Below are 13,157 nucleotides of genomic sequence, written 5' to 3'. Positions count from 1 at the left end.
TCAGGTATATACTTGACCATTTAGGTCGGGTATGTAACCATAGCCCTAAATAACAGTTTAGAGGTTGCTATGCGATTGACATCGAAGGGACGTTACGCAGTTACAGCTATGATTGATCTTGCATTGCACGCAGAACTTAAGCCTGTACCACTGGCTGAAATATCCGAACGACAAAGTATTTCATTGTCGTATTTGGAACAGTTGTTTTCTCGACTACGTCGAAAGAAGCTGGTAGCAAGTGCGAGAGGACCAGGTGGCGGCTATAAGTTAGGCATGTTACCTGGGCTTATTTCTGTTGGCATGATCATTGACGCAGTTGATGAAAATGTAAAAGCAACTAAGTGTGATTCAGCTGGTGGTTGTAATGATGGGAAACGCTGTTTAACGCATTCACTTTGGGATGATTTAAGTGAACGGATTAGTGATTTTCTTGATAACATATCGCTTGCTGATTTGATGGTAAATAATGAGATAAAACAGATCGTTCACGATCAAGATAATGACCGTCAAAAATTAAACAAGATTGATATAAATATCATTTGATAATGATTGAAAAACATAATCAAAATTATAATTATAAGATATGAACACAGTTAGTTGTCTAACTGTGTTGTATGGAGCAATGACTAAATGAAAAAACCTATTTATTTGGATTATTCTGCCACTACGCCTGTAGATCCACGTGTAGCAGAAAAAATGATGCAATGCTTAACTATGGACGGCATTTTTGGTAACCCTGCGTCTCGTTCACACCGTTTCGGCTGGCAAGCTGAAGAAGCAGTAGACATTGCTCGTAATCAAATTGCAGATTTAGTAAATGCAGACCCACGAGAAGTTGTAATTACTTCGGGCGCAACTGAATCAAACAATCTTGCGATTAAAGGTGCAGCGCATTTTTATAACAAGAAAGGCAAGCATATCATCACAAGTAAAATTGAGCACAAAGCTGTGCTGGATACTTGTCGCCAGCTTGAGCGTGAAGGATACGAAGTAACTTATTTAGACCCAACACCTGAAGGTCTAATTACAGTTGAAATCCTTGAAGCTGCAATCCGTGAAGATACAATCATTGTTAGTATCATGCACGTGAATAACGAAATCGGTGCGATTAATGATATTGCTGCATTGGGTGAACTTTGTCGTTCTAAGAAAGTCTTATTCCATGTAGATGCTGCGCAAAGTGCGGGCAAATTACCAATCGATTTCTCTGAACTAAAAGTAGATATGTTATCGGTATCGGCACATAAAATTTATGGTCCTAAAGGTATTGGTGCATTATACGTTCAACGTAAACCTCGTATCCGCCTAGAAGCACAAATGCACGGTGGCGGCCATGAACGTGGTATGCGTAGTGGTACATTACCAACTCACCAAATCGTGGGTATGGGTGAAGCTTTCCGCATTGCTAAAGAAGAAATGCAAAAAGATAATGACCATGCTGAAGCATTACGTAAACGTTTCTGGGCTGGTATTGCAGGTATCGAAGAAGTATATCTAAATGGTCATGCTGAACAACGTATCGTAAGTAACTTGAACGTAAGCTTCAACTTTGTTGAAGGTGAGTCATTGATGATGGCACTGAAAGATCTTGCGGTTTCTTCAGGCTCTGCTTGTACATCTGCAAGTTTAGAACCGTCTTATGTACTACGTGCATTAGGTCTAAACGATGAAATGGCACACAGCTCAATTCGTTTCTCATTCGGCCGTTTTACGACTGAAGAAGAAGTGGATTATGCAACCAGCATCATTGAAGAAAATATCAGTAAACTACGTGAAATGTCACCTCTATGGGAGATGTTTAAAGATGGTATCGATTTAAGTACTATTGAGTGGGATCACCACTAATCGTTTACCCTTGTTTCACGAAGATTTATATTTAGTTTGAAGGAGTTATATCATGGCTTATAGCGAAAAAGTAATCGATCATTATGAAAATCCACGTAACGTAGGTTCATTTGATAAAAATGATCCATCTATCGCAACTGGTATGGTAGGCGCACCGGCGTGTGGCGACGTAATGAAGTTACAACTTAAAATTAATGATGACGGCATTATCGAAGATGCTAAATTCAAAACTTATGGTTGTGGTTCAGCGATCGCATCAAGCTCACTTGTTACCGAATGGGTAAAAGGCAAGAGTATTGAACAAGCGGGCGAAATCACCAATATGACTATTGCTGAAGAGCTAGAATTACCACCAGTGAAAATTCACTGCTCAATTCTTGCTGAAGATGCAATTAAAGCTGCAATTGATGATTACAAAAAGAAAAAAGTGTCTTAGGAGCTAAATATGGCAGTTACCTTATCAGACTCTGCAGCAGCGCGTGTTGCTAGCTACCTTGATAAACGTGGTAAAGGTGCCGGTTTACGCCTAGGTGTGAAAACATCTGGTTGCTCTGGCCTGGCTTATGTTCTTGAGTTTGTTGACGCTATTGACGAGAACGACGAAGTTTTTGTTGAAAAAGGCGTTACCGTTATCGTGGATAAAAAAAGCCTCGTTTATCTTGACGGGATCGAGTTAGATTTCGTTAAAGAAGGCCTTAATGAAGGGTTTGAATTTAACAATCCCAACCTGAAAGGCGAATGCGGTTGCGGTGAAAGCTTCAACGTATAATATTGATAAACCCAAATAACCTCGTTGTTTGGGTTTTGTTTATTTAATCTATTCAGTAAAGGTCGTCAGATGAACCATTTTGAGCTATTTGGTTTACCCGTTAATTTTGAACTAGATAATGCCAGTTTAGCAATAACATATCGAGAATTACAACGCACACTACATCCGGATAATTTTGCCAATAACAGTGAGCGCGAGCGTTTATTAGCGGTGCAAAAATCATCACAAGTTAATGATGCTTATTCAATTCTTAAGTCGCCAATTCAACGTGCTGAATATATCCTTGCCGTTTGTCATGAAGATATCCGTGGTGAACAACAAACATTGCAAGACCCAATGTTTCTTATGCAGCAGATGGAACAACACGAGCGTCTTGAAGAAATTCCGCATTCAGCTGATCCTGAGCAAGAAATTGCAGACTTTGATGATGAATTAACATTATCGATTAAAGCGTACCTGCAAGAATTTAATAAATTAATCAGCGCTGAGCATTATAACGACGCGGCAAATGTAGTGCGTAAATTAAAGTTTGTCTGCAAACTGCAAACACAATTAAGTACACTTGAAGATAGTTTACTTGATTATTAATCAAATAATTTAAATTTAAGAACCTAAAACATGGCATTACTTCAAATTGCTGAACCGGGACAAACGGCAGCACCTCATGAGCATAAACTTGCTGTTGGTATCGATCTAGGTACAACGAATTCATTAGTGGCAAGCGTCCGTAGTGGCAGTGCTGAAACGTTAGTTGATAAGACTGGTCGAGATATTTTACCGTCAGTGGTTCATTATACTACAGATTCAGTTGTGGTTGGTGACGACGCAGCACAACAAGCGATAACCGATCCAGAAAATACCATTTCTTCGGTAAAGCGTTTGATGGGCAAAGCATTCACTGATATTAATACTACGCGTATTCCTAATGTACTTGTTGAGTCGGCATCGGGCCAACCGTTAATTAAGACGGTGGCTGGTGAACTTAATCCAGTACAAGTATCTGCAGAAATTCTAAAAGCATTAGCAGCACGTGCAACTGAGACACTTGCAGGTGAACTTAATGGTGTAGTTATCACGGTACCCGCCTATTTTGATGATGCACAACGTCAAGGCACGAAAGACGCTGCAAATATTGCAGGGTTAAATGTTTTACGATTATTAAATGAACCAACGGCTGCCGCGATCGCGTATGGTTTAGATGCTGGCCAAGAAGGTATTATTGCGGTTTATGATCTGGGTGGCGGTACGTTTGATATATCTATTTTACGCTTAAATAAAGGCGTATTCGAAGTGCTTGCAACAGGCGGTGATTCTGCACTGGGTGGTGATGATTTCGATCATTTAGTTGCGGACTGGATCAGTGCTGAAGCTGGACTTGTGAGTGAGCAGTCGTTAGCGATGCAACGCCTACTACTAACGGAAGCCAAACATGCGAAACAAGCACTAACAGATAACGATAGTGTTGAGATTAACATTGCATTAGAAGCGGTTAGTTGGCAGGGCATATTAAGCCGATCAACATTTGAAGATCTTATTCAGCCATTGGTCAAACGTACTTTATTAGCATGTCGTCGTTCGTTAAAAGACGCTGATATCAGTAAAGACGATGTACTTGAAGTCGTTATGGTCGGCGGTTCCACACGTGTACCATTAGTACGTGAAAAAGTAGGTGAGTTCTTTGCACAAGAGCCACTGACAAGTATCAATCCAGATAAGGTTGTTGCAATTGGTGCTGCGATTCAGGCCGATGTATTAGTTGGTAACAAACCTGATTCAGACCTGTTATTACTAGACGTAACACCATTGTCACTGGGTCTTGAAACTATGGGGAACCTAGTTGAAAAAGTGATACCACGTAATACCACTATTCCAGTCGCACGCGCTCAAGAGTTTACCACGTTTAAAGATGGTCAAACTGCAATGACAATCCACGTGTTGCAAGGCGAGCGTGAATTGGTTGATGATTGCCGTTCATTAGCGCGTTTCTCGTTAACAGGTATTCCACCAATGGCGGCGGGTGCTGCGCATATTCGCGTTACCTTCCAAGTTGATGCGGATGGGTTGTTAAGTGTATCCGCGATGGAAAAATCATCGGGTGTATCTGCTTCTATCCAAGTTAAACCGTCGTATGGATTAAGTGATAATGAAGTGGCTAACATGCTTAAAGATTCAATGACATATGCGAAAGAAGATGTAACTGCGCGCATGCTAGCTGAACAGCAGCTAGAAGCGGATCGTGTAATGGAAAGCCTGATCGTTGCCTTACAACAAGACGGTAAAGCCTTGTTGTCAGATGTAGAGCAAACAGCCATTGAAAACGCGATCCAAGTACTTTATAAGATCCGTCAAGGTAGCGACAGAGATGCGATTGAAAAAGAAATTGAAACAGTCGATAAATTAACACAAGATTTTGCTGCTCGTCGTATGGATGCATCAATCCGTAAAGCGTTGCAGGGTCAGTCGGTAGATAAGGTCTAAGAAATGCCAAAAGTTATATTTTTACCCCATGAAGAGTTATGCCCGGAAGGTCTATCTGTAGACGTTGAGAAAGGTGAAACGATCCTTGATGTTGCTCTTCGCAATAGAATCATCATTGAACATGCTTGTGAGAAATCATGTGCCTGTACGACTTGTCATGTGATTGTACGTGAAGGCTTTGATTCATTAAAAGAAAGTGATGAACTTGAAGATGACATGTTAGATAAAGCATGGGGTTTAGAACCAGACTCTCGCTTAGGTTGCCAAGCGATCGTAGAAGATGAAGATTTGGTTGTAGAGATCCCTAAATACACGATCAACATGGTATCTGAAAGCCATTAATTGATTGTGCAGCTAAGGCGTCTTTACCCTACACATAAATAGCGTAAGCAAACTAAACTGAAAGTAACAGTGCAGCCTATTTGTTGCTGCACATATCTTTTAGGGAGGTTTTTATGGCATTAGCGTGGTCGGATAGTACAGAGATTGCCATTACATTAGCTGAAAATTATCCAGAGCAAGATCCACAGCAAGTCCGGTTTACAGACTTGCGTCGGATGATATTAGGGTTGGACGATTTTACCGATGATCCTAATCATTGTGGTGAAAGAGTACTTGAAGCCGTGATGCTTGCTTGGATTGATGAATATTAACAATTTAATTGTTAATAGGTAATCGTTAATACAGAATAAGCCCATAATTAGTATATGCTGATTATGGGCTTTTTTTTAATTTTGAAGCGTTGATTTTTTTTACACATTGTTATATTTCAACTGCCCGTCAAGTTTAGTGCATTGTATTTAAATGCTTTTTTTTATGGCACGGTAAATGCTTATATAGAATATGCACAGATGGCATAACTTAATAGGAATTGAAATATGAAATTGATACCTAAATTAATTTTAACCTCCAGCCTAATTTTATCGGCTAACCAAGTAAGTGCGACTACAATTTCTGCAACCTTAAACTCTTGGGAAAATGGTTGGACTGAGGGGGTTCTATATACTGCTCCAAGTAGTTATGGATACTCATCGGCAGGATTATTTAATTTCACCAATAATACGACACAGTCAGACTTTTTAGCTTTTTGTCTTGAGGTCCATGAGCCAATTGATATCGGTGATACAGCAGACTTTACTATTTACGCTGCCACAGACCCAGAACCTTTTGGAACAGGAGCTGAAGTGGCTGAATACATAGGTCGCCTCTATACAAACAAATATGCCAGTGTTTCTGATGCAAGCACAGCAGCAGCCTTCCAGATTGCACTTTGGGAAATAGTGCATGAAGACTACAATACATATGGCTTCGACTTACACACTGGTGACTTTCAGTTGGTACAAGCATTCCCTGGCGGTGCAAATATTGCAGCAGGCTATCTTAACTCCTTAGATTCGTGGACAAATAACGTTGTTGTTGATGTCTATCGTAACGCTGGAATCCAAGATCTATTACAAGTATATCCAGAGCCGCCCCCTATTCCTGTAAATGAACCAGCCAGTTTATCGTTATTTGGATTTGGATTATTAGGGTTAGCATCAATGCTTCGACGCAAAATCACTTATAAATCTAATGATTAACCTCAGATTGGTTTAGCCATCGCCATTAACCTATTTTCTGAATTGATTATGTTAAGCGATGGTTTTTTTAGTTTTAAGGAAATAAGCAATTAAGCCACCAACGGATCTTTCAGGTAGAGAACCGATCGTTTCCAGCGCTGTTACAGCTAGCCCCATAACTGCCATCTACAATCTTTATTCTTTCAAACTAGCTCCTCTATGTGTGGAACTACTCCCATACCAAGCTCGTTTTCATCTAAGTCAACTAATGTCAGAACAGTAGATCCTTCGCCGCATGAGATGGAACGCGTTCATATTAATAGCGAATTTATGCAAGTCAAAAACAAGGATAAGTATTAAAAAAATTTATTTTAAAGTGTTGATTTTTTTTACACCTATCATGTTTAAACTACCTCTTTACATTTAACGTGTTGTATTTAAGTTGTTTTTTTTATGGCACGACAAATGCTTTAGAGAGTATGTATTTATATATAATAGGAATTGAAATATGAAATTGATACATAAATTAATTTTAACCTTCAGCCTAATTTTATCGGCTAACCAAGTAAGTGCGACTACAATTTCTGCAACCTTAAACTCTTGGGAAAATGGTTGGAGTGAGGGGGTTCTATATTCTCTTAGTGGTGTTGGGGGAGGTGGGGGGTTCTCATCTGCAGGGTTGTTTAACTTCACGAATAATACGACAGGAACTGATTTTTTAGCTTTTTGTATTGAGTTGAATGAGCCAATTAGTTTTGGTGATACGGCTGATTACACTCTCCACCCAGCCACGGACCCCGAACCTTTTGGAACAGGGCCAGCAGTGGCTGAATATATAGGCCGCCTCTATACAAACCAATATGCCGGTATTTCAGATGCAACCACTGCTGCAGCCTTCCAGATTGCACTTTGGGAAATTGTGCATGAAGACTACAATACAAATGGTTTTGATCTAGGTGCTGGTGACTTTATTTTATATCAAATATTCGATACGGGTGTAGACCTTGCGGCAGATTATCTTAACTCTATAGATTCGTGGACAAATGACGTTATTGTTGAGGTCTACCATAACGATGGAGCGCAAGATTTATTACAAGTATATCCAGAACCACCCCCTATTAATGTGAGTGAACCCGCTAGTTTAACGCTATTTGGATTTGGATTATTAGGGTTAACATTAATGCTTAGACGTAAAACTACTTATAAATCTAATGATTAATCTCTTATTTATGTTAAGCGATAGCTTTTTTAGTTTAAGGAAATAAGCAATTAAGCCACCAACGGATCTTTCAGGTAGAGAATCGATCGTTTCCAGCGCTGTTACAGCTAGCCCCATAACTGCCACCTACAATCTTTATTCTTTTAAACTAGCTCCTCTAATGGGCGGAATAATAAAACGATTTACAAATATTTATGATACATAACCAAACAAACCATAAAAGTATTGTTATAGTAATCGTATTATCGTGTCTATATTAAGGATATTTAATGAAGGATTTCATGAGCGTTGAGCTAACGCTTGCTCCCGCGGAAAATTTTTGGGGTAATAATGCATTAGTGAGCTTCGATGCTGGTGTCGCCTCTATTCACCTCGGTGATAATAGTGCCGATTACCCATTACAAGTACAACGTGCGGCACGTAAACTATCTAATCAAGGGATAGGTAAAGTGACCTTAAAGGGTGAATTATGGGATACTGAATTACGTATTGCATTTGATCAAGGTTATTACACAGCAAAAGAAAATCAGCAAGCTTGTTTTGGTTTAGAGCAAGCGAGCAGTATTGAAAAGAAAGATTTCATTGCATTTCAACAAGCCAGTCATTGGGTGCGTAAAACCATTAATACCGATGCAGAAGAAATGTATCCGATTAAGTTAGCCCAAAGTGCTGCAGACTTATTATTACAATTGGCACCTGAATCGATTACGTACAAGATTATTGCGGGTGAAGAATTATTAACACACGGTTTTACAGGGATTCATACTGTGGGTCGTGGCAGCCAACATCCACCTGCAATGCTGCAATTGGATTTCAATCCAACGGGTAACGCTGATGCGCCTGTGGCGACAGCATTAGTGGGTAAGGGCATTACCTTTGACTCTGGCGGTTACAGTATCAAACCATCAGAACCGATGGCGGCCATGAAGAGTGATATGGGCGGCGCGGCGACATTGACTGGTGCGTTAGCATTAGCAATCAACCAAGGCTTAAATCAACGCGTGCAGTTATTCCTATGCTGTGCAGAAAACATGATCAGCAGCAATGCATTTAAGCTTGGCGATATTATAAAATACAAAAATGATATCACTGTTGAAGTGCTTAATACCGATGCCGAAGGCCGCTTAGTGCTAGCTGACGGTTTACTTGCAGCAGAAGAAAACTCGCCACAACGTTTGATTGACGCTGCAACATTGACTGGTGCAGCTAAGATGGCACTTGGTCGTGATTATAATGCGGTATTTGGCTTTGATCAGGCTTTTGTTAATTCGTTGTTGGCGAATGCGAAAGCTGAAAATGAGTTTGCTTGGCAACTACCGCTAGAAAAGTGGCATCAACAACAATTACCGTCAAGCTTTGCCGATATGGCTAATATCCATGCTGGTGAAGGACGCGCTGGGGCATCTACCGCTGCTGCATTCTTATCGCGTTTTGTGCGTGAAGATGGACAAGGTTGGTTACATTTAGATTTAGCGGGTTCGTATCAAAAAGCGGCCAATGATTTATGGGCAACAGGTGGGAAAGGCCATGGTATTCGTACTTTGGCTAAAACGCTATTAGACGCTTAGGCAATACAGGTTAGGTAATAGATCACTACAGTAATTTGTGGTGAATAAAAAATCCCACTGTCATCAATGATCACAGTGGGATTTTTGTTGATAACGATGAATTGTTACCGGCTATGAAATAAAGACTAAGCTATAGCTTCCGTTTTTACTTTTTTATTTTTCGTTGGTTTCGCTGTGCCATTTGCACGTGCACGCCAGTCACCATTTAGTTGGTTAACTAACGATTTATCTGCTGCAAGTACTTCAGGGTCAAAGTCATCAACGTTAATTGTACGTAAACGACCAACTTCAGCTTCTTTCAGTAGTTCCGCTTCATCTGCTGTTATTTGCTTGTTAGCCAGTGCTTCGTCAGCAAATTTGTCTAGATAGATAAATGGTAGTTTAACGCCATTCTCTTTACAAACACGGATGAAGATAGGCTCAGCAACGATTATGTCTCTCAAGGCTTTCTCTTGTAGACCCACAGGGTTACCTTCTTCTTCAGTAAGGTACATGTCTATCGCTAGACGGCTACGCGCTTCAGAAGGAACTTGTAGTAAACCTGCAACAATATGGTCTAACGTGTCAGTAGGGCGTGATAGACGCGTACCTGCTGGTAATACCATTGCACGAAGTGCGATACCTACAACACGAACAGGGAAATTACGTAATAATTCATCAATTGCTTGTTCAGCTTTAAATAATGAATCTTGTAGTGCCCAATGAACGAATGGTAAATCATCTTTTTGACGACCTTCATCTTCAAAACGTTTTAGCGTTGCAGATGATAAGTACAGTTGACTTAATATATCCCCAAGACGTGCTGATACTCGTTCTTTACGTTTAAGCTCACCACCGAGTACACCCATCGCTACATCAGATAGAAAGGCTAAGTTGGCACTTAAACGGTTCATCTGTTGGTAGTATTGTGCAGTTTCATCTTTAAATGGAGCTGCAGAACCTTTACCGTTAGTAATGCCCATTACAAATGAACGGAAGAAGTTAGACATTGCAAAGCCGATATGACCGAATAACGCGGCATCAAAGTCTTGTAGACCTTTCTTATGATCTTCAAGTGCTGCAGCATTCAGTTCTGGTAATACGAACGGATGGCAACGGATTGCACCTTGACCATAAATGATCAGGTTACGTGTTAAAATGTTTGCACCTTCAACCGTAATTGCAACTGGTGCCGCTTGGTAACCACGACCTGCCAAGTTGTTTGGACCAAGACAGATACCTTTACCACCAGAGATGTCCATTGCATCGATTGCACATTTCTGAGCACGGTCTGTTAAATGCATTTTAATAATCGCAGTAATTACAGATGGTTTCTCACCTAAATCAATTGCACTTGTTGTTAGTGTTGATGCTGCGCCCATAAGGTAAGCATTACCACCAATTCGTGCTAGTGGCTCTTCGATACCTTCCATTTTACCTATCGCAACTTTAAATTGACGACGGATAGCAGTGTAAGAACCCATGCCTAATGCTGCTAGCTTAACTGCACCAGCAGAACAAGAAGGAAGGGTAATACCACGACCAACAGACAGACATTCAACCAGCATACGCCAGCCTTGACCAGCCATTTCCGGACCACCAATAATGTAATCTAATGGTACGAATACTTCGTTACCTTTAGTTGGACCATTTTGGAATGGTAAGTTAAGTGGGAAATGACGACGACCAGTTTCAACACCTGGGATATCCGTAGGGATAAGCGCACAAGTAATACCGATATCTTCTTTATCACCAAGTAGACCATCTGGGTCGCGTAATTTAATCGCAAGACCAAGTACAGTCGCTACAGGTGCAAGCGTAATATAACGTTTGTTCCAAGTCAGTTTCATACCGAGAACTTCTTTACCCTCGAATTCGCCTTTACATACGATACCGAAATCAGGGATAGCGCCTGCATCAGAACCGGCTTCAGGGCTTGTTAGTGCGAAACATGGAATTTCATCACCAGAGGCAAGACGAGGAAGGTAGTAATCTTGTTGCGCTTTAGTACCATAGTGCTGTAATAATTCACCAGGCCCTAATGAGTTAGGTACGCCAACTGTACTCGCCATTACTGCGCTTGAGCCAGTTAATTTTTGTAGTACCATTGATTGTGCTAATGCAGAGAATTCTAGACCACCGTATTTTTTCTTGATGATCATGGCGAAGAAACCTTTAGTCTTAAGGAATTCCCATAATTCTGGAGGTAAGTCTGCACGATTATGCGTGATATCAAACTCATCAGCCATGCGACATGCTTCTTCAACGGGACCGTCAAGGAAAGCTCGCTCTTCAGCTGTTAACGCTGGCGCTGGCACATTGTGCAGTTTTTCCCAATTTGGTTTACCGCTGAATAGGTCTGCATCCCACCAAGTTGTACCGGCTTCTAATGCTTCAGTCTCTGTTTGAGACATTTCAGGCATAATTTTACGGAAGCCTTTTAAAATAGGCGCTGTTAAATAGCCTTGACGAATACTGGTGATATTTAATGGTATCGCAATTACAGCTGTTATTATCCAAATAGCGAATGGAACATCACCGAAATATGAAACGGCTGCAAGTGCAACAAAAAACGCACCGGTAAAAGCAGTTAATGATGCTCTTTGGTAAGATAATGTACCAAATATCGCCACTAAGGCTAATAGTGAAATTGTGGTTGCCATGATTTTCTCCTTTCATTAAGCAACTAAATAGCAAAGTCAGAGGTCAGACCAGAACGCTGGTTTGAGTATTAGTTCTAGTTGATAACTATTAAATTAGCAAGTTTTTTACATGTATTTTACATACTATTTATAGAACCTGCCGCTAAACGCTTGTTTTTAACCAATTGGGTTTACAAGTGTTCACTGATAATAGCGTTATTGAATTGATAATTTAATTGCCTATTTGCTTTTATTTTAGGTCAATACGGTCAATAAACAATACCTTTTAATACTCATTATTGGGTATTAAGTGGATGTTAACTAAGCACTTTATCATGTGGTTAACTTATTTTGGGTTATGCTTAACCTTTTATTTATGTGGGTGATACAGGTACATTATTTTGTGAAACAATAGTACTATTATACAAATATATTTTAAGCATAGAGGCGATAATAAATGACAAGTTATCAAGGCTTAATTCAGCAAGAATTAGTCGAAGCAGCACAAGTTTTAAATGATTTTTTAGCTGACCCCAAAAATGGTGAAAATATCGAAGCCGCAGCGGCCTTATTAGCAGATTCATTTAAAGCCGGAGGTAAAGTATTATCTTGTGGTAATGGTGGTTCACATTGTGATGCGATGCATTTTGCTGAAGAATTATCGGGGCGTTATCGTGAAAATCGTCCAGCAATGCCGGGAATTGCAATCTCTGATGTGAGTCATATGTCTTGTGTGAGTAATGATTTTGGTTATGAGTATGTATTTTCACGTTATGTTGAAGGTATTGGTCAAAAAGGTGATGTACTATTAGGATTAAGCACCAGCGGCAATTCTCAAAATGTACTAAATGCATTTGCAGCGGCAAAAGCCAAAGGTATGAAGACCATTGCGTTAACAGGTAAAGATGGCGGTAAAATGGCTGGTATTGCTGATATCGAAATTAGAGTACCGCATTTTGGTTATGCTGACCGTATCCAAGAGATCCACATTAAAGTGATCCACTTGTTAATTCAGTTAGTCGAAAAAATGATGGGTTATGCAGATTAAGCTATAGTCTTTCTTTAAATTAATTTAACCCTATGTGGTTAATGTCAGTA

At 40.1% G+C, this 13,157-nt stretch carries 13 protein-coding genes; 12 read left to right on the top strand and 1 reads right to left on the bottom strand.

Features of this window, described 5'->3' with window-relative positions; genetic code table 11:
* Positions 1 to 69 precede the first annotated feature (69 nt).
* The 11 genes from HWV01_RS18605 (at position 70) to pepB (ending at position 9,438) form a co-directional block, all read left to right on the top strand.
* Entirely contained in the window at positions 70 to 543 is a 474-nt protein-coding gene (locus HWV01_RS18605) for an Rrf2 family transcriptional regulator (RefSeq protein ID WP_211672951.1), read from the top strand.
* 87 nt (positions 544 to 630) lie between these two features.
* Complete coding sequence (locus HWV01_RS18600) at positions 631 to 1,845, top strand: IscS subfamily cysteine desulfurase (RefSeq protein ID WP_211672950.1); 1,215 nt, start codon at positions 631 to 633, stop codon at positions 1,843 to 1,845.
* Between the two features lie 52 nt (positions 1,846 to 1,897).
* A complete protein-coding gene (gene iscU / locus HWV01_RS18595) occupies positions 1,898 to 2,281 on the top strand; it encodes a Fe-S cluster assembly scaffold IscU (RefSeq protein WP_211672949.1) in 384 nt (127 codons plus the stop codon).
* A gap of 9 nt (positions 2,282 to 2,290) precedes the next feature.
* Complete coding sequence (gene iscA / locus HWV01_RS18590) at positions 2,291 to 2,614, top strand: iron-sulfur cluster assembly protein IscA (protein WP_067049751.1); 324 nt, start codon at positions 2,291 to 2,293, stop codon at positions 2,612 to 2,614.
* 69 nt (positions 2,615 to 2,683) lie between these two features.
* Complete coding sequence (gene hscB, locus HWV01_RS18585; protein WP_211672948.1) at positions 2,684 to 3,202, top strand: co-chaperone HscB; 519 nt, start codon at positions 2,684 to 2,686, stop codon at positions 3,200 to 3,202.
* Positions 3,203 to 3,232: 30 nt separating this feature from the next.
* The gene (gene hscA, locus HWV01_RS18580) at positions 3,233 to 5,092 is read left to right on the top strand and encodes a Fe-S protein assembly chaperone HscA (protein ID WP_211672947.1); all 1,860 of its coding nucleotides are present in this window, start codon (positions 3,233 to 3,235) and stop codon (positions 5,090 to 5,092) included.
* Positions 5,093 to 5,095: 3 nt separating this feature from the next.
* Positions 5,096 to 5,434, top strand: coding sequence for an ISC system 2Fe-2S type ferredoxin (gene fdx / locus HWV01_RS18575; protein ID WP_211672946.1), 339 nt, complete (start codon positions 5,096 to 5,098; stop codon positions 5,432 to 5,434).
* Between the two features lie 113 nt (positions 5,435 to 5,547).
* Positions 5,548 to 5,745, top strand: coding sequence for a Fe-S cluster assembly protein IscX (gene iscX, locus HWV01_RS18570; RefSeq protein ID WP_006031189.1), 198 nt, complete (start codon positions 5,548 to 5,550; stop codon positions 5,743 to 5,745).
* A 225-nt stretch (positions 5,746 to 5,970) separates the two neighbouring features.
* Positions 5,971 to 6,672 carry a PEP-CTERM sorting domain-containing protein gene (locus tag HWV01_RS18565; RefSeq protein WP_211672945.1) on the top strand — a complete coding sequence of 234 codons (702 nt, stop codon included), beginning with the start codon at positions 5,971 to 5,973 and terminating at the stop codon, positions 6,670 to 6,672.
* Positions 6,673 to 7,159: 487 nt separating this feature from the next.
* Positions 7,160 to 7,870: a PEP-CTERM sorting domain-containing protein gene (locus tag HWV01_RS18560; protein ID WP_211672944.1), complete on the top strand. Its 711-nt coding sequence runs from the start codon at positions 7,160 to 7,162 to the stop codon at positions 7,868 to 7,870.
* Between the two features lie 269 nt (positions 7,871 to 8,139).
* Positions 8,140 to 9,438 carry an aminopeptidase PepB gene (gene pepB / locus HWV01_RS18555; protein ID WP_211672943.1) on the top strand — a complete coding sequence of 433 codons (1,299 nt, stop codon included), beginning with the start codon at positions 8,140 to 8,142 and terminating at the stop codon, positions 9,436 to 9,438.
* Between the two features lie 125 nt (positions 9,439 to 9,563).
* Here pepB and fadE read toward each other — a convergent pair whose 3' ends face one another.
* Complete coding sequence (gene fadE / locus HWV01_RS18550) at positions 9,564 to 12,080, bottom strand: acyl-CoA dehydrogenase FadE (RefSeq protein WP_211672942.1); 2,517 nt, start codon at positions 12,078 to 12,080, stop codon at positions 9,564 to 9,566.
* A 436-nt stretch (positions 12,081 to 12,516) separates the two neighbouring features.
* Here fadE and lpcA point away from each other — a divergent pair, with 436 nt between their 5' ends.
* Positions 12,517 to 13,107, top strand: a complete 591-nt coding sequence (lpcA, locus tag HWV01_RS18545; RefSeq protein WP_211672941.1) for a D-sedoheptulose 7-phosphate isomerase — start codon at positions 12,517 to 12,519, stop codon at positions 13,105 to 13,107.
* Positions 13,108 to 13,157 lie beyond the last annotated feature (50 nt).

Source organism: Moritella sp. 5, assembly GCF_018219455.1.
Classification (GTDB): Bacteria; Pseudomonadota; Gammaproteobacteria; order Enterobacterales; family Moritellaceae; genus Moritella.
Note: the sequence above shows the minus strand (reverse complement) of the source record. Positions and strands in the feature narration are given on the sequence as shown.

Coding starts and splice junctions, on each gene's coding strand:
- iscX (WP_006031189.1), top strand. CDS start 5,548: ATGGCATTAGCGTGGTCGGATAGTACAGAGATTGCCATTACATTAGCT.
- iscA (WP_067049751.1), top strand. CDS start 2,291: ATGGCAGTTACCTTATCAGACTCTGCAGCAGCGCGTGTTGCTAGCTAC.
- fadE (WP_211672942.1), bottom strand. CDS start 12,080: ATGGCAACCACAATTTCACTATTAGCCTTAGTGGCGATATTTGGTACA.
- HWV01_RS18600 (WP_211672950.1), top strand. CDS start 631: ATGAAAAAACCTATTTATTTGGATTATTCTGCCACTACGCCTGTAGAT.
- lpcA (WP_211672941.1), top strand. CDS start 12,517: ATGACAAGTTATCAAGGCTTAATTCAGCAAGAATTAGTCGAAGCAGCA.
- HWV01_RS18560 (WP_211672944.1), top strand. CDS start 7,160: ATGAAATTGATACATAAATTAATTTTAACCTTCAGCCTAATTTTATCG.
- fdx (WP_211672946.1), top strand. CDS start 5,096: ATGCCAAAAGTTATATTTTTACCCCATGAAGAGTTATGCCCGGAAGGT.
- hscB (WP_211672948.1), top strand. CDS start 2,684: ATGAACCATTTTGAGCTATTTGGTTTACCCGTTAATTTTGAACTAGAT.
- iscU (WP_211672949.1), top strand. CDS start 1,898: ATGGCTTATAGCGAAAAAGTAATCGATCATTATGAAAATCCACGTAAC.
- pepB (WP_211672943.1), top strand. CDS start 8,140: ATGAAGGATTTCATGAGCGTTGAGCTAACGCTTGCTCCCGCGGAAAAT.
- HWV01_RS18605 (WP_211672951.1), top strand. CDS start 70: ATGCGATTGACATCGAAGGGACGTTACGCAGTTACAGCTATGATTGAT.
- hscA (WP_211672947.1), top strand. CDS start 3,233: ATGGCATTACTTCAAATTGCTGAACCGGGACAAACGGCAGCACCTCAT.
- HWV01_RS18565 (WP_211672945.1), top strand. CDS start 5,971: ATGAAATTGATACCTAAATTAATTTTAACCTCCAGCCTAATTTTATCG.